We start from the raw sequence: 17,128 nt of genomic DNA, 5'->3' as shown, positions 1-17,128 counted from the left end.
ACGGGTAACGTTATACTGATTTTTTTCTTATCTGGCTAATATGAACAACATCCTATGCCTGTTTTCGCTATCCTTGCTCTTGTTGCTTACTCTTTCAGTCTTGCACTGATCATCCCCGGTCAACTCCGGAAGAACAGCGCATGGCGTCGTTTTGCCATTTTGTCCGCTGTTATTGCCTTGATAAGCCATGGACTTGCTCTGGAAGCACATATTTTTACCCCTGGTGGAGGGCAAAATCTGAGCTTGCTGAATATTGGCTCACTGGTCAGTTTAATGATTTGTACTGTAATGACCATTGTCGCTTCCCGTAATCGCGGCTGGTTATTGTTGCCAATTGTTTATGCCTTCGCATTAATTAACCTTGCGCTCGCCACATTTATGCCCAACGAGTTTATCACTCACCTTGAGGCAACCCCAGGGGTCATGGTGCATATAGGCCTGTCATTATTCGCCTATGCGACGCTAATTATTGCAGCGCTTTATGCCTCACAGCTCGCCTGGATTGACTACCAGTTAAAAAATAAACGTCTGGTGTTTAGTGGCGAAATGCCACCCTTGATGGTCATTGAACGTAAGATGTTTCACATCACTCAGATTGGTGTAGTACTGCTCACACTGACACTCTGTACTGGTCTGTTTTATATGAACAATTTGTTCAGTATAGAGAACGTAGATAAAGCCGTATTATCTATTATCGCCTGGTTTGTCTACATTATCTTACTGTGGGGACACTACCATGAAGGATGGCGTGGCCGACGCGTCGTATGGTTTAACGTTACAGGTGCTATTATTCTGACGCTGGCCTATTTTGGCAGTCGTATACTACAACAGTTGATTCATTAACCGGCTATTCTTGAAAGGATCTTGCTTTGGAACACATATCAACCAGCACCTTGATCATTACGCTTATCATCATGGTACTGGTATCAGCCTTTTTCTCAGGCGCAGAAACCGGGATGATGACGCTCAATCGCTATCGCCTTCGCCACAAAGCGAAGCAAGGAAACCGGGCGGCAAAACGTGTAGAGAGCTTGCTAAAAAAACCAGACCGTCTGATAAGTTTGGTACTGATAGGTAACAACCTCGTCAATATACTGGCTTCTGCACTGGCGACGATTGTGGGTATGCGTCTTTATGGCAATGCGGGCGTGGCTATTGCCACTGGTGTACTCACCTTTGTTATTTTAGTTTTTGCCGAAGTGTTGCCGAAAACTGTCGCCGCCCTCTATCCAGAAAAAATTGCTTATCCTTTTAGTGTGTTATTAAAACCGCTACAGGTTTTGATGATGCCGCTGGTCTGGTTATTAAATACCATCACCCGTTTGTTAATGCGCCTGGTTGGCATAGAAATTAGTAATGCCATGTCTACCGCGCTGAGTAAGGATGAACTACGGACTCTGGTAAATGAGTCCCGGGCACAAATATCACGTCGCAACCAAGACATGTTGTTATCCGTGCTGGACCTGGAAAAAGTCAGCGTGGATGACATAATGACCCCCCGTAATGAAATTGTGGGAATTGATATCAATGATGACTGGAAATCCGTGATTCGCCAGCTAACTCACTCTCCACATGGCCGGATCGTGCTTTATCGTGACTCGCTGGACGATGCTATTGGCATGCTACGCCTGCGGGAAGCATGGCGATTAATGGCAGAAAAAAAAGAGTTTACTAAAGAGACAATGCTCCGTGCCGCCGATGAAATCTATTTCATCCCGGAAGGTACAGCACTGAGTGTGCAGTTAATCAAATTTCAGCGTAACAAAAAGAAAGTTGGTCTTGTGGTCAATGAATATGGTGATATTCAAGGCCTTGTAACAGTAGAAGATATTCTTGAAGAGATTGTTGGTGATTTCACCACCTCCATGTCACCAACACTTGCTGAAGAGGTTAGCCCGCAGAAAGATGGCTCCGTGATTGTCGATGGTTCAGCCAGTATCAGGGAAATCAACAAAGCCTTTAACTGGACACTACCGGAAGATGAGGCTCGTACCGTTAACGGTATGCTGCTGGAAGTGATTGAGGAGATCCCTTCGCCCGGCACCCATGTCACACTCTCCCAGTATCAGATAGAAATTCTGGACGTTCAGGACAATATGATTAAGCAAGTGCGTATCACTCCGCCTAAATCTGCGCCTTCACTGAACAAATCCTTGTAAAAAAAAGCCAGCCTTAAGGCTGGCTTTATCTAATCGCGACCCGATTTACACTGAAAATATCATCGTGTCGGCTGTTGAAATCAGACTTTATTTCGCAACGGAAACCATTGCTGCACGTAGTGTACGGCCGTTCAGAGTGTATCCTTTTTGCATGACCATCAGTACGTGATTAGACGCGACGTCATCAGACTCCACCATAGCAATAGCCTGGTGGACATCAGGATTAAATGGCACGTTAACGCTATCAACCACTTCGACGCCAAATTTACGCATGACATCGATCATTGATTTTTGCGTCAGTTCAATACCTTCAATCATCGGTGCCATATCAGGATTGTTCTTGTCTGATACCTCAAGGGCACGATCCAGACTGTCAAGAACCGGCAGTAGTTCGTTAGCAAATTTATCAAGCGCAAATTTATGCGCTTTCTCAATATCTAATTCAGTGCGACGGCGCAGATTTTCCATTTCAGCTTTGGTACGCAGCAGACTGTCACGCTCACGCTGCTCAACTTCCTCCAACTGAGCTTGCAAAGTGGCAATTTGATCGTCGCGTTGCTCCTCGGCATTGACACCACTCACGGCTTCAATATCATCGTGATGCTCTCTTACCGTTTCGCCTGTAACTTGCTCATCTGGTATTTTCTGTTCTTTGTTACTCATGAAATTCTCCGCGTGTTTAGCATTAATCTCGCTGGTTCGCTTATTATGGGGATCTGTGTCAAGGTTTCAAGGGAACCTGGCACATTGTCGCAGTAACATCTGTGAATAAGGATAATCAGGATAATGAACAGACACTTTAATTGTATTGGTATTGTCGGGCATCCACGACACCCTACCGCACTGACAACGCATGAAATGCTGTATCGCTGGCTATGCAGTGAAAACTATGAAGTCATTGTAGAACAACAAATAGCACATGACCTGAATCTTACCCAAGTAAGAACCGGTACACTGGCTGAAATTGGTCAGCTTGCTGACTTAGCTGTCGTGGTAGGCGGCGATGGCAATATGCTGGGAGCCGCCCGAGTCCTGGCACGCTACGATATTAAAGTGATCGGAATTAATCGGGGTAATTTAGGGTTTTTAACCGATCTTGATCCAGATAATGCCCAACAGCAGCTATCTGCCGTGCTTGAAGGGCATTACATTACCGAAAAACGGTTTTTACTCGAAGCACAAGTCTGCCACCATGATATGCCGACCCGCTTGAGCACTGCCATCAATGAGGTCGTACTTCACCCTGGGAAAATCGCCCACATGATTGAGTTTGAGGTCTACATCGATGAGATGTTTGCCTTTTCCCAACGTTCTGACGGGCTAATTATCTCAACACCGACGGGTTCAACAGCTTATTCACTTTCTGCAGGGGGCCCCATACTGACGCCCTCACTGGATGCTATCACACTGGTCCCTATGTTTCCCCATACCTTATCAGCTCGCCCGCTGGTCATTAGTAATGACAGCACCATCCGTTTGCGCTTTTCTCATATGAGCAGCGATCTGGAGATAAGTTGTGATAGTCAGATAGCCCTGCCCATACAGGAGGAAGAAACCGTTTTGATTCGCCGCTGTGATTATTACCTGAATTTAATTCACCCTCAAGATTACAGCTATTTCAATACATTAAGTTCTAAACTCGGCTGGTCAAAAAAATTATTTTAAAAACGCACATTCCCACTTTACTGTATATAAAACCAGTTTATACTGTATGCAAACACAGTCATGTTTTTAAACACAGGGGTGGCTATGCTGACACAACTCACTATCAGTAACTTTGCTATCGTTCGCGAACTTGAAATAGATTTTCACCAGGGAATGACGGCCATTACCGGTGAAACCGGAGCAGGTAAATCCATTGCGATTGATGCGTTAGGATTGTGTTTGGGTAGCCGTACAGAAGCCGATATGGTTCGTCGAGGAGCGCAACGCGCAGATCTTTGTGCCCGCTTCTCACTGAAAGACACCCCTGCGGCACTACGTTGGCTTGAAGAAAATCAGCTCGAAGAAGGCAATGAATGTCTGTTGCGTCGCGTAGTTAGCCATGACGGTCGTTCCCGTGGTTTTATTAACGGTACTGCAGTCCCGGTATCCCAGTTGCGGGAGCTGGGTCAGTTACTTATCCAGATTCACGGTCAGCATGCGCATCAGTTACTGTTAAAACCTGAGCATCAAAAAAATCTGCTGGATGGTTATGCTTGTGAACATGAACTGGTTCAACAAATGCGTGCATGCTACCGCGAGTGGCATCAAAGCTGTCGCCTGCTGGCACAGCATCAGCAGCAGACTCAGGAACGGGCATCCCGTATTGAACTCATAAACTATCAACTCAAAGAGTTAAACGAATTTGCGCCTGTTGCCGGGGAGTTTGAATTAATTGATGAAGAGTATAAGCGTCTGGCAAACAGTGGGCAGTTACTCTCTACCAGTCAGCATGCTCTGAATATACTCGGTGAAGCGGAAGAGAGTAATTTACAAACTCAGCTCTATACAGTACGTAATTTAATGAATGATCTCGTCGGCATGGATAATAAACTCACCAGTGTATTCACACTACTGGAAGAAGCCAGCATTCAAATTTCCGAAGCTTACGACGAGTTACAGCACTACTGTGACCGCCTGGATTTAGACCCTAACCGCCTCTATGAGCTTGAACAACGTATCTCTCGTCAAGTTTCACTGGCTCGTAAGCATCAGGTTAGCCCTGTGGAGCTGCCTCTCTTTTATCAAAAGTTGCTTGCCGAACAGCAACAACTGGAAGAGCAGTCAGACTCACAGGAAACATTACAGCAGGCTGTTATCCATCATCATCAACAGGCTTTGAATGTGGCGCGTCTCCTGCATCTTAGCCGCGTTAAATACGCCGAAGAATTATCAACCCTGATAACCAGCAGTATGCATTCTTTGTCAATGCCACACGGTGTTCTGGTGATTAAAGTCGAGCTTAATGAAGATGCCCTCACGGAAACAGGTGCTGATAAAATTGACTTTCGTGTCAGTACCAACCCTGGACAACCTGTGCAGCCTCTTGCAAAAGTCGCCTCCGGTGGTGAATTGTCCCGTATTGCCCTGGCTATTCAAGTGATTACTGCCCGTAAAATGGAAACACCGGCACTCATTTTCGATGAGGTTGATGTCGGTATCAGTGGCCCCACTGCGGCAGTGGTCGGGCAGTTATTACGTCAGTTGGGCGAATCAACACAAGTCATGTGCGTAACGCATCTACCTCAAGTCGCCGGTTGTGGCCATCATCATTTCTTTGTGAGTAAAAATACTGATGGGGAAATGACAGAAACACATATGCAGCCCCTGGACAAACGTGCCAGACTACAGGAGCTTGCTCGCCTGCTTGGGGGAAGCGAAGTGACACGTAATACTCTCGCGAACGCGAAAGAACTGTTAGCTGCCTGACCCCCTTAAAGAAGTCACAAGGCAGGAGTTAACCAGTTGAAATAAATAGCATTTGATATTCTTACCAAGATATCAGATGCTTTTTAGCTAACTTTTTTATACTCCTGTGGTCAGAGTTGAACGCCTTATAGGTTTAAAACTGATTAAAGGTCTATTATCATCGGCATAATACAAATGTGCCAAGCAGGACTCGGGCCAGAAAAGGAATCAAATCACTATGCGTTGTAAAATGCTGACTGCAGCAGCAGCGGTTCTCCTGATGTTGACCGCAGGTTGTTCCACCCTGGAGCGAGTGGTCTATCGCCCGGATATCAACCAGGGTAACTACCTGACATCAATCGATGTCGCCAAAATTCACACGGGTATGACACAGCAACAGGTTGCCTATACTTTGGGTACACCACTGATGGACGATCCATTTGGGACCAATACCTGGTTCTATGTTTTCCGTCAGCAGCCTGGCCATGAGCCAGTGACCCAGCAAACACTGATCCTGACGTTTGACAGTAATGGGGTTCTGACCAATGTGGTCAACAGGCCTAAACTGTCGAATGAGTAGTGAACAAGTCTGACTCCCCACGGGGAATATGAAAAAGGGTGAGAAACTGTGTTTCTCACCCTTTTTCTATGCAGTCATTGGCAATAATATAACGCCATCATGTGAAGGTGTGTCAATACAAGTGCTTTATACTGCGCTATTTTTTGGCTGAACGCTCTGCTCGTTGCCGTCGCAGTTCCTTAGGATCGGCAATCAGGGGACGATAAATTTCTACCCTGTCCCCCTCATTAACCCTGTCAGTCAGCTTTACAGGCCGGCTATAAATACCCACTTTATTCTTATCCAGGTCAATATCAGGGCGCAATGTTAGCAGTCCTGAAGCAAGAATCGCCTGCTCGACAGAACTCCCTTCTGGCAACGTTATCTGCCGCAAATACTGTTTTTCAGGTAGCGCATAAGCCACCTCAACCTGAATTCTATCCGACACGGTAGACCTCTTTCGCCCGCAAAGTAAATGCCTGAACCATGTTACCAGCCAGTTCTTTGAATACACGGCCAAATGCCAGTTCAATTAATTTGCTGGTAAACTCAAAATCCAGCTGAAACTCAATTTTGCAGGCATCATCACCAAGGGGAGTAAACGTCCATCCCCCCATCAGTTTTCTGAACGGGCCATCAACCAACTGCATGATAATACTCTGGTTACTGACCAAAATATTACGTGTTGTAAAGGTTTTACTTATTCCGGCCTTAGACACATCAACTGCCGCCATCATCTGGGAGGATGACTGATCCAATATCCGACTTCCCGAGCAGCCAGGCAAAAATTGTGGATAAGATTTCACATCATTTACTAACATGTACATCTGCTCGGCACTGTAGGGTACCAACGCGGTGCGGCTAATCTGAGGCATAACAATTCCCGGAAGTCATAAAACTGCCAAATAATAACATTTATCAGCAGTCAAAGAAAAACTCTCTGCCAGCATGCTAATATAGGTGCTTACTCCTCGCGTATAATGCGGGGATGTCTTTGAACTCCTGGATAACTTATACTGAGTGGCACTATGACTAAGAAAAAAGCACACAAACCAGGCTCAGCCACCATTGCGCTAAATAAACGCGCCCGTCACGAATATTTTATTGAAGATGAATTTGAAGCCGGTCTTGCATTACAAGGCTGGGAAGTCAAATCACTTCGCGCAGGAAAGGCAAATATTTCAGATAGTTACGTCATATTTAAAGATGGCGAAGCTTACCTGTTTGGCGCTAACTTTACCCCTCTTTCCGTTGCTTCTACGCACGTCGTCTGTGACCCCATACGTACGCGTAAGTTGTTGCTGAACAAAAGAGAACTGGATACCTTGTTTGGTAGTGTTAGCCGCGATGGCTTCACAGTCGTTGCCCTGTCTCTCTACTGGAAGAATGCCTGGTGCAAAGTTAAAATTGGCCTGGCAAAAGGTAAAAAGCTGCATGACAAGCGTACCGATCTGAAAGATCGCGAGTGGGCACTTGATAAGGCCCGTATTATGAAACATGCAGGGCGCTAATCGGCAGGCCCGCCAGCACTGGCGGGTTCCTCTCTAAATGGACCGTTCCGTACAGTAATTAACCTCCCCTTCGTTTACTGATAACCAGAAATGATTCAATAACCTGCACACTGTGATTTATCGCCACACCGCTAGTCAGGCAGGTAATAAATCTGTTATACTCGCCTTAACACATTGGGGCTGATTCTGGATTCGACGGGATTTGCGAAACCCAAGGTGCATGCCGAGGGGCGGTTGGCCTCGTAAAAAGCCGCAAAAAATAGTCGCAAACGACGAAAACTACGCTTTAGCAGCTTAATACCCTGCTTTGAAGCCCTCTCTCCCTAGCTTCCGCTCTTAAGACGGGGATAAAGAGAGGTCAAACCCAAAAGAGATCGCATGGATGTCCTGCCTGGGGCTGAAGTGTTAAAACTAATCAGGCTAGTCTGGTAGTGGCGTGTCAGTCCGCAGCTGCCCGGCGAATGTAAAGACTTGACTAAGCATGTAGTGCCGAGGATGTAGGAATTTCGGACGGGGGTTCAAATCCCCCCAGCTCCACCAAAATTCTCCATCGGTGATTACCAGAGTCATCCGATGAAGTCCTGAGAGCCCGCACGGCGCAAGCCCTGCGGGCTTTTTTGTGCCTTGAATTTGTCCCTTGAAGTCCGCAGCCCGTGAATGACATCTGAACCGGGCATCCCCTGATAACGTACTCCTGTTTTTGCGACGCCTGATACGGTGGCTCCCCTGTAATGAGCATCGGTCAACAATGCTAAAACCGGGATTCTCGTAATGAACTGCATTTTCCTTAACCCCCTAATGTGCTACATTATCTTTCACTAAGAGGTAACCCATTATCGACGAAATCCGCTACGACAATACGCTTTAATCTGGGTGTCAAAAGATGCGCCAGTAAAGTGTTCGACGAAATTAGCATCGGCATGTCCGCCGCAATAAATACACTTCTAAAAGCGGTCGTCCGCGAGGGCACTATGCCATTTGATATAAATTTAGAAAGCCCGAAACGAGACGCTAAACCCGGAAATGCCACTCTCAATAATGCATTCATCGTCAAAAAAGACGAGTTCTATACCCAGTTCGATGATGTGGCTAAAGAGATGATGCAGCATCAGGAGCAACTACAGGGCAAGGTGATCCTTTGTAATTGTGACAATCCTTTTGAGTCAGCATTTTTTCGTTTTTTTGTTTTAAATTTTAATGAGTTAAAACTTTCAACACTAGTGTCAACTTGCTATGCCGGTGCCACACTGGCTGAACAGGAATTCCCGTCAGAGGGCATGCCTGGTGCCTATAAGGCCATGGTCACCAAAGTCCCTGATGTTCCCTTATTAAAGCCAGATGGCTCGCTGGATTTAGACGCCTTATTTGCCATGCAAGGTAACACTCTTGAACATCTTACTGGTGACGGGGATTTTCGTTCAAATGAATGCGAAGATTTGTTAAAGAAAGCGGACATAGTGGTCACCAATCCCCCGTTCAGCCTGTTCCGCGAATATATTAGCCAGCTCGGACGTTACAAAAAGGATTTTATTATCCTTGGAAATATGAATGCGGCAACATACAGGGAGGTATTCCCTCTTTTCCGTGATAATAAAGTCTGGTACGGCGAATCCATCCGCTCAGGCGATCGCAAATTTTATGTACCCGACAGCTATCCGTTAAATGCATCCGGTTGTGGTATTGACGAGGAAGGCCGACGTTTTATCCGGGTTAAGGGCGTCCGCTGGTTTACTAATCTGGATATTAGCAAGCGGCATGAACCCATTAAACTCAGCTGCCTTTATACCCCAGAAGAGTATCCACGTTACGAAAACTATGATGCGATTGATGTGGGGCGAACCCAAAATATCCCTGTTGACTACGACGGGATCATGGGAGTACCTATCACATTTCTCGATAAATATAGCCCGGATCAGTTCGATATCGTCATGCTTGCCAACGGTAACGCTCGCAGCAATGTTCCCGCCAGTATCCTTAAAGAAGCTGGATATCGTCAGCATGCCGAAGACAGGGGCGGCGTCGGTATCATTAACGGCCGACGCGTTTATGCCAGAATTTTGATCCGGAGAAAAACCTCATGAGCGACCTGATGCGTGTACCCTGTGCATATCAGGGGGGGAAGCAACGCGTGGCGGCCCAGATCGTCGATCGTCTTATCGAGGCAAATCCTGATCCAGCCTCGCGATTTTACGATCTGTGTTGCGGATCGGGCGCTGTGTCCATTGAGCTGGTTAACAGAGGTATTGATCCATCACGTATTTGGATGCTTGATATCAGCTCATGGGGCGCATTCTGGTCTGCCGTAGGTTCCGGTAAATTTAACATGGATAAATTTGATCTGTTTTTATCCCGCTTGCCGGATGATAAACGCGGTTTTAAGGCTCATATGTCCACCATATCAGCGCTCCCGGTGGATGATAATGAAGTAGAACTTTATCCCGTACTTCAGGCTTGCTCCTTTGGCGGGAAGCAAATTTGGCGCAAAGGTGATCATTGGGCGAATGCCTGTTTCCGGGATTACTGGGAACCCACAGCAACCAGCGTACGTCGCAGCCCTGCCAATCCAATGCAACCCTCTCCGATTGAACTGCGCCGCCGAATTAATGCTCTCGTCAATGGCATGAAAGGCGTGAACGGACTCAATATGGACATAATGACGCTCCTGGATACCCCTTTACCCGACAATGCTGTCGTATATGTGGATCCCCCCTATCAAAGTACCACAGGGTATGCATTCGGCTTCGATATCCCCTCCTTCATAGCCCGTTTCCGTGAAGTCACTCAGGCTCCGCTGTTTATTTCTGAAGGCGTTCCATTGAATAACAACGCGACTCTGTTGACATTCGGTGGAGCCAAGGGGGGAATCAGTGGCAACCGAAAAGGAAAGCATGAAGAGTGGCTCAGTCAGTTCTAGAGCACACCTAATTGCCGGGCACTTGTTGTAGACCCATTCCGCGCCAAAATACAGGATGCTTCCTTGAAGTTCCCCAGCTCAGAAGCAGCGAACACAGACATAAAGAAATAATCACTTTGAATTTTAGTAAAAGTGATTATTTTATTGACTAAGTATTCAGCCTCACCTTTAGTTCGGAATGCGTCCGTGATCTTCCTCCCTGAAACACTGGCCCCTTTAATCTGAAGCCGCCACGTACCGTTTGCACTCCCTCCCGCTGGGAAAACAATGGTATTGGCAAAATAGTCCACTCCTTCAAAATTGAGGGTGATATCTTTGCGCAATTCAGTCGCGGAAGGATCAAGACCAAAGAATTCGACACCACCACGCATGAACTTGGTCTCATTTAAGTCAAAAATAGTGCCCCTGGGGTCCCCGGTCTCAACCAAAGACCGCTTAGAAAGATCAAGGATATTACGTGAACCTCCCGTCATCCTCCCTGTTTCAAACCAAATAGTATGCCCATCATCACGTTGCGGGGCAGCGATGCCTTCTGGTCGGGGTTTGATAATCTCAACGGCTTCTTTTACTTGTGATGCAGAGACGCGAGGAAGAGGTGCAGGAATACCATTCCCGAACAAACGCACCTGAGCATTATCCTTTTTAGCTGAGGCCGCCAGGCGTACTCGTTCTGCGACTTCTTTAAAAACATACCCACTCTGAAGAAGGTTTTCTATATCGTCTTGTGACGCTATTGTTATAACTGAGCGATTGAGCGATCTCAACTCCCCCATGTAGCTTTCCAGCCCACTGAGCATTTCCGCCTCATATTTCTTCGCCCCATCAACCGGAATATGTACTGAACTTTCAAAGTTGGTCCATAGACCGCCACCGGTCAGATTATGTGAACCGACAACTATCAGTCCCTTATTATCACCCAAGAACTGGTAGATCTTCGTATGGAATGTCTGTTCGCTTTCAGAATGCACGACATGTAAAGAATTCGTATTAATGAGCAATGCCGTGAGAGCCTCATAGGAGGTTCCACCGAGATCGACCCCCACGTACACATTTACTTTCCCACCTCGTTCTCTGAATCGTTCAAGAGCATCTTTTATTCGGAGCACACCACTGTTCTTTGCAAAAGCGACAATGATGTTCAGTGTGTGGAAATCCGGTGCATCCAGCCATTCGATCAGCCGTTTTCCCAGCTGACCTGTAATCGGTTGATTCATTAGTTCCATCAAGCCCTCCTGGAAGACTTATACCCAATAAACACAATATCTGGCCTGCCAAGGGAGCATGACCAATCTCAGATCTTACATAGCCTGATAATGCTATTAATTTTTTTATTTATCGACCAAAAGAAGCGTACTACATCGATCGGGGCATGCTCTGAACCCGGGCCTATGTTGACATATGCCCGGTTTAGGGATGAAACCCTGTGTCAGAAATCAAGACGATGATATTTTACACTGTGCATCGGTAAGCAAATTGAAAAGATCAAGTCACTGATCAGTCCCCGGGTATACCGGGGTATCCAGTCCTATTCCATCGAACTGAACGGGTGATAGTCCATCGGTTACGGATACCCGCGATGATTGCTATGCCATTAACGTACCAGGGGAATGAGGCTGGGAGCGGTCCGGGTTACTGCGTAGCGAAACCAGTACGGAACGGAGTATGTGAGGAAGCACTAACGCCATAATCTGCCAGAGACGATGCGAGTGCTGGTTTCTCAGCACTCGCTTTCCAGACTGACTGCCGACCAATCGCCTTCTGAAGGCTCTCAATAGTACCGGGCCGCTATTTAATCCTGGCCTGTAGATGCACTGAGAGTGCATTGCCCATGAACAGAATGATTACTTTTGTTCCGCCGTAAATAAAACGGTCAGTTTTCCATTTTGATCAATCAGTTTATTAAGTTCTTTTTTATTAACAGCATTAAATACCCCAAACTCGCTGGCGGTTATTTTTTTTCCATCTAACTCAACCACAACTTCATCAGATGCGGCTGATGTCATCGCATAAGCCACTTTTTGCAGTGCATTATAATAATCTTCTCTTGTGTCTAATTTCAGAGAGTTCACAGGGACCTTTTTATTCATCCATTCTGCAATATAAAACTCAAAAAAAGGAATATTTGATGACTTTGGCTTTTTATAAGATACATTTCGCAAAAAATACATGAGTGAACGGTACTGATCATTTTGCAAACTTTCTGGTGATACTTTCTGTGGTAACGACTGATAGTCTACCGTTTCAAACTGAGGGTTTTTTAGCCATGCAAGATTATTACTCTTCAGAAAATCCCAAAAATCCTTCATCGAACCCTGACTGGATTTATCATCCGTAATTCTGATAAAAACAGGCGTGTTTTCACCAGAAACTGTATTTAGCATGCTAACAAGGTGATGACCATCGGTTAAATAGTATTGTTTATCAGGCCCGATAACAGCAGTTTTGAGGTCGTCAGCGTTAGAACCATATGACTTAAGACATTTAAACGAGTGAAGATCAAGCAATGATGATTTTTCATTAAAACTTTCCACGCCCTCAGCACCATTGTCTTCACAATAATCATTGTATAATTTTTTTGGATTTAATGCATAGCTGGCGATTTTATAATTGACTTGTTGAGTGCCAATACTCGGCTGTGTTGGTCTCAGATCAGCCACTTTCAGCTGCACGACAGAAGGTATTTTAACAGAACCTTCAGTAGCCCAGGACGATGAATTAACCATCACAACAGACAGTAAAACATAATTTAAATATTTCATAACAGTACCTTTTTAAAATATGAACTGAGCTCTGGCGACCAGTGCATCATTACTATTTTTTACGCTTTTACCATCAATTTCTTTAGACGTATCAACATTACTGATATGTGAATGAATATAAGAAAGATTAAAGCTTAAGTTTTCATTATAAAAATAGTTGACACCCAGAACTGAACTCTGAACAACATACTTGTCATCACGGTCAACGGCATTAACACCCTGTACATTGTTGTTTAGCTGTTTTTTACTGGCAGCCTTGTTGGGTTTAATGCTGCTGTATTCAAAGCGGTAAAATGGTTCAAATGTATTAAATTTATTCGGTTTCCCCCACTTTCCATCAGCCACACTATACCGACGGCTGGAGTCAAACAGGTAAGAAACTTGTAGGTAGCCACCATCCAGTCGCACGTTTTGTGGGTCGATGGTTGTAGTGGTCACGCCTTTTTTCGTTTTTGTTGTTATATCTGCACCTTTTACCGTCCGGAAGAAATACTCACTCTGTAAGCGCCAACTATCATACTGATAACCCAGTTCAATAATGGACTCGTCATCTTTAGTGGTGTTACTGACATCCGCAAAGCGTAGTTTATCGTCATGCCTGGTTCTGGTTTCTAAGCGGGTGGCAATCTTTGTATCATTGTTATCTGGGTTAGCATCATGGTAACTGAAGCCAAGGTGCAATATTTGATTGGTACTTAAGATTGGGGCATAAGTCAATCGACCATAATAACCAAAATTATCGTTGATATTTTTATCACCACTCTCGTATTTAAGCTTGGCGGCTTGTAGGGCGATACTGTAATTACTACCTGATTTTTTAACCATATAACCATAATCTATATCATCACGGCCAGAGGTCAAATCATACATAATGGGTCTTTCAGCTGAAACAATCCAACTTGAACTAGTGGCCCCTTCCAGTCCCCAGCCAAACTTATCACGGCCAAAAGAAAAATCTGCAAATTGCCATCCAGAAAATCCAGCCCATGCACGATCAACGTCCCATGAATGTTTTTTCCTGTCATAGGCGAGACGAACTTCATAGGGAAGTACATTGAGTAGAATCCCTTCAGCACCAATATTTCCACGTCTGACAATGCCATTAGTGGAGTCTTTAAATGGCGTACCCTGACTTGCTGCAGAATAGTCTTTAAAGTTGACAACGTCGTATTGAATACGCCCTTTTAGATCGATGCTGGAGCCATAAGCGGAAACGCCAAAGCCATCTTTTAAATTATGCTTGTAAGTGAAATCATCGCTAGAAATTGCCACTTGAGAACTCAAACACAATAATAATGCTATACCACATTTATTTATTTTCATTTGGTAAATTAGTTTTATACAGTCATCATAAAAGTGGGGATAAGTTATTATTTTTTTATTTCAATATGGTTTCATTTAGATTGCATTACCGTGACAGAATCAAATACCCCAGCATATAGACACAGTTATCTTATGGGTATAGGGTGTTGTTGATTATTCAATTCGATAAAAAGATAATCATATTATCCGAAAAAATCAATGTAACTCTTAACCGAAGAATAATACCAGCCAACCCTGATTAGGTGCTTCCGTACCAGTAGCATTATGAATAATTTCGCCCCCGGACACTGGTGACAGACACGGCATGAGGCGATGTTGAGAGACCATCATGTTTGCAGATGCTCCCCATCCATATCGTCTGAATGCTGTTGTATGCTGAAGAGAAATACAGAGCCATACTTTATACAGTTCACGATTTCGAGCCTGAAGCGTTTATTGGTATAAGGCATTCAGCATAATAAACTAAACTCAAGTAACTGCCGCGTTTTAATACCAGACTACTGTCTGGTATTAAAAGAATATGGCTATACTACCGGCCTGGAAATAAAAAGAGGCTAAAAAGCCAATTTTAAATATTTAGTGCCTGTTATCTTAATTTTTTATCGCGCTTTTAAATACCATTGATTTTCTACTATATCAAAAAATAATATACAGGATACAATTAACACAATTATTTTTAATATAAAAAATACGTTAATGCCATAATGCAGAGGTTTCATTCCGGATTTAAGAAAACACAATGTTAATTGTAAAAAAGACGACTTCAGCATCAAAATTACTACCACAGCAGGTTGTAAATAACGTTCTAAACCATTCAAAGTGGATAATGAGCTTAATTATTACTATTGCTACCTTAGCATTCACCGCGGATAAATCATTGTTACAACCAGTATAATCTGTCAGTAAATATAGTCTTACCTGCCTTCTCGTGATTTATTATAGCAATACCTGCCATCAGAACCGCATAATTAAAAATACGACCTTGTTCAGCAATGTTTAAGTGATTAACAAGCTCCCCCCTGTCGATAACAGCAATTCGTACAGAAACGAAAGAACCAACATCCCGGGTTCCTTGAGCAATGAGGATATGGAACATGATCAATTTTATGCCACAACCGAGGCAGTAAGATCTCATGGAAGATCCTTTCTTATACCTTCTCAAGGTATGACGCAATCGTGCCTTAACGCACACAGCCATCAACAGATGATTAAGGCTAAAGATCAGGCTGACTGGTTACACCCAAGAAAAATAATCATATTTTTTTCAAAAAATAAACATTTCATCTCAAATACAACCAGTTTTCTTTACAAGCAGTGGCTGATTACCCCGTATAATCAATACATTACATACTATTATCAAGGTAGTATCGTTACGACCAAACTTAAGTATGCTAATATGCCTGTGTGCTATTATCTTATGTCACAGTGTCCACCGCTCGTTGTTAAAGAAGGATTTCAGCAGCATGTCAGTGAAAAAAAATGGAATGAAGATTATTGTCTTTACTGTCATCATTATTGTATTAGCCGTTGGCTTTTTGCTCTCTCACTTCTCTTCTTCTCAAGAGATATTAGAAGGTATTGTAGATACTGATGAGATTAATATAGCAAGTAAAGTTACCGGAAGAATAGACGAGTTGCATGTTAAAGAAGGTGATAATATTCATAATAAACAGCTCATTGTCAGTCTATTTGATAAGCAAACAACAGAAAGTGCGCGCCAGGCAAAAGAAAATTTAGAGGCTGCCATTGCCAGCCAGGAAAAAGCACATAACGGTGAGCGTTCTGAGTATATTGAATCATTGAAAGCCTCCTGGATTAGTGCACAAGCTGATGAAAAAAACGTTAAGATGTTGTCAGATCGTATAATTAATCTTTATGACAATAGCCGTGCAGTATCAGCCCAGGAACGTGATGATGCAGTTGCCAAATATAATATTGCCAGGCAAAAAACAAATTCAGCCTATGAACAATATATGCAGGCAAAACGCGGTAACCGGGAAGAGGATATCCGTATTGCAGATGCTAACGTGAATGCAGCGAAAGCAGCTTTTGACTCTGCGCAATCATTGGTTAATGAATTAAGTGTCACCGCAAAAAACAATGGGCAAATTTCTAAACGTTTTGCTAATGAAGGTGAGTTAGTCTCCGCAGGGACACCAATCTACAGTATGGTTGATTTGAATAATCTGTGGGTTACGGTTAACTTACGCGAAGATCGTTTTAATGCTCTGAAAATAGGCGACACCATTGAGGGAAGTATTCCTGCATTAAAAAATAGAAATGTAAAATTTAAAGTTTTTTTCATTAATCCTAAAGCCAATTTTGCTACCTGGAGAGCGACGCGTCAGTCCAGTGGTTACGACGTTCGAACATTTGAGGTTCGCTTACGGTCTGAAGAAAATGTAGAAGGCATGCGACCTGGGATGTCAGTTATTTTTGATTGGCCGGTTAATCATGATGCTAAGTAACAGGAATAATTTTTCATCATCATTTCATGATGAAATAAATTTCAT

Annotated in this window: 16 protein-coding genes and 1 other RNA gene; 10 read left to right on the top strand and 7 right to left on the bottom strand. The window is 44.1% G+C overall.

Translation table 11 applies throughout. From position 1 onward, the window contains the following. Window positions 1-54 precede the first annotated feature (54 nt). Entirely contained in the window at window positions 55-843 is a 789-nt protein-coding gene (locus JK154_RS14215) for an inner membrane protein YpjD (protein WP_211993210.1), read from the top strand. A gap of 26 nt (window positions 844-869) precedes the next feature. Beyond that, on the top strand, window positions 870-2,159 hold the full coding sequence (locus tag JK154_RS14210; protein WP_211993209.1) for an HlyC/CorC family transporter: 1,290 nt from the start codon (window positions 870-872) through the stop codon (window positions 2,157-2,159). Window positions 2,160-2,246: 87 nt separating this feature from the next. Here the strand turns inward: JK154_RS14210 and grpE are convergent, their stop codons facing one another. Further along, window positions 2,247-2,822 (bottom strand): nucleotide exchange factor GrpE, encoded by a 576-nt coding sequence (grpE, locus tag JK154_RS14205; RefSeq protein WP_211993208.1) that lies wholly within the window; start codon window positions 2,820-2,822, stop codon window positions 2,247-2,249. 123 nt (window positions 2,823-2,945) lie between these two features. Here grpE and nadK point away from each other — a divergent pair, with 123 nt between their 5' ends. From nadK to bamE, 3 genes are all read left to right on the top strand, one after another. Beyond that, window positions 2,946-3,824, top strand: a complete 879-nt coding sequence (gene nadK, locus JK154_RS14200; RefSeq protein WP_211993207.1) for an NAD(+) kinase — start codon at window positions 2,946-2,948, stop codon at window positions 3,822-3,824. An 84-nt stretch (window positions 3,825-3,908) separates the two neighbouring features. After that, a complete protein-coding gene (gene recN, locus JK154_RS14195; protein WP_211993206.1) occupies window positions 3,909-5,570 on the top strand; it encodes a DNA repair protein RecN in 1,662 nt (553 codons plus the stop codon). 217 nt (window positions 5,571-5,787) lie between these two features. Further along, on the top strand, window positions 5,788-6,129 hold the full coding sequence (bamE, locus tag JK154_RS14190; protein ID WP_211993205.1) for an outer membrane protein assembly factor BamE: 342 nt from the start codon (window positions 5,788-5,790) through the stop codon (window positions 6,127-6,129). Between the two features lie 136 nt (window positions 6,130-6,265). On the opposite strand, the gene JK154_RS14185 is transcribed toward bamE, so the two are convergent. Both JK154_RS14185 and JK154_RS14180 read right to left on the bottom strand, forming a co-directional pair. Continuing rightward, window positions 6,266-6,556 (bottom strand): RnfH family protein, encoded by a 291-nt coding sequence (locus tag JK154_RS14185; RefSeq protein ID WP_211993204.1) that lies wholly within the window; start codon window positions 6,554-6,556, stop codon window positions 6,266-6,268. Further along, window positions 6,546-6,983, bottom strand: coding sequence for a type II toxin-antitoxin system RatA family toxin (locus JK154_RS14180; protein ID WP_211993203.1), 438 nt, complete (start codon window positions 6,981-6,983; stop codon window positions 6,546-6,548). The genes JK154_RS14185 and JK154_RS14180 overlap by 11 nt, the downstream gene beginning before the upstream one ends. A gap of 153 nt (window positions 6,984-7,136) precedes the next feature. On the opposite strand from JK154_RS14180, the gene smpB reads away from it, so the two are divergent. The 4 genes from smpB to JK154_RS14160 all read left to right on the top strand — a co-directional run bounded on the left by smpB (window position 7,137) and on the right by JK154_RS14160 (window position 10,533). Beyond that, window positions 7,137-7,619, top strand: coding sequence for an SsrA-binding protein SmpB (gene smpB / locus JK154_RS14175; protein ID WP_211993202.1), 483 nt, complete (start codon window positions 7,137-7,139; stop codon window positions 7,617-7,619). Between the two features lie 176 nt (window positions 7,620-7,795). Then, window positions 7,796-8,159, top strand: a transfer-messenger RNA (tmRNA) gene (ssrA, locus tag JK154_RS14170). A 431-nt stretch (window positions 8,160-8,590) separates the two neighbouring features. Then, on the top strand, window positions 8,591-9,700 hold the full coding sequence (locus tag JK154_RS14165) for an adenine-specific methyltransferase EcoRI family protein (protein ID WP_249215930.1): 1,110 nt from the start codon (window positions 8,591-8,593) through the stop codon (window positions 9,698-9,700). Next, window positions 9,697-10,533 (top strand): hypothetical protein, encoded by an 837-nt coding sequence (locus tag JK154_RS14160; RefSeq protein WP_211993201.1) that lies wholly within the window; start codon window positions 9,697-9,699, stop codon window positions 10,531-10,533. Before JK154_RS14165 ends, JK154_RS14160 begins: the two co-directional genes overlap by 4 nt. On the opposite strand, the gene JK154_RS14155 is transcribed toward JK154_RS14160, so the two are convergent. The 4 genes from JK154_RS14155 to JK154_RS14140 form a co-directional block, all read right to left on the bottom strand. Next, window positions 10,530-11,756 (bottom strand): phospholipase D family protein, encoded by a 1,227-nt coding sequence (locus tag JK154_RS14155; protein ID WP_211993200.1) that lies wholly within the window; start codon window positions 11,754-11,756, stop codon window positions 10,530-10,532. The genes JK154_RS14160 and JK154_RS14155 overlap by 4 nt on opposite strands. 618 nt (window positions 11,757-12,374) lie before the next feature. Then, complete coding sequence (locus tag JK154_RS14150; RefSeq protein ID WP_211993199.1) at window positions 12,375-13,292, bottom strand: ParB/Srx family N-terminal domain-containing protein; 918 nt, start codon at window positions 13,290-13,292, stop codon at window positions 12,375-12,377. Window positions 13,293-13,304: 12 nt separating this feature from the next. After that, window positions 13,305-14,564 (bottom strand): porin, encoded by a 1,260-nt coding sequence (locus JK154_RS14145; RefSeq protein ID WP_211993198.1) that lies wholly within the window; start codon window positions 14,562-14,564, stop codon window positions 13,305-13,307. Window positions 14,565-15,495: 931 nt separating this feature from the next. After that, window positions 15,496-15,750 carry a hypothetical protein gene (locus tag JK154_RS14140; RefSeq protein WP_211993197.1) on the bottom strand — a complete coding sequence of 85 codons (255 nt, stop codon included), beginning with the start codon at window positions 15,748-15,750 and terminating at the stop codon, window positions 15,496-15,498. A 328-nt stretch (window positions 15,751-16,078) separates the two neighbouring features. On the opposite strand from JK154_RS14140, the gene JK154_RS14135 reads away from it, so the two are divergent. Continuing rightward, window positions 16,079-17,083, top strand: a complete 1,005-nt coding sequence (locus JK154_RS14135; RefSeq protein ID WP_249215928.1) for an efflux RND transporter periplasmic adaptor subunit — start codon at window positions 16,079-16,081, stop codon at window positions 17,081-17,083. Window positions 17,084-17,128 lie beyond the last annotated feature (45 nt).

It is taken from the genome of Citrobacter sp. JGM124, assembly GCF_018257795.1.
Lineage (GTDB): Bacteria > Pseudomonadota > Gammaproteobacteria > Enterobacterales > Enterobacteriaceae > JGM124.
The sequence above is the reverse complement of the archived record's forward strand: the minus strand, read 5'-3'. Positions and strand labels throughout refer to the sequence as shown.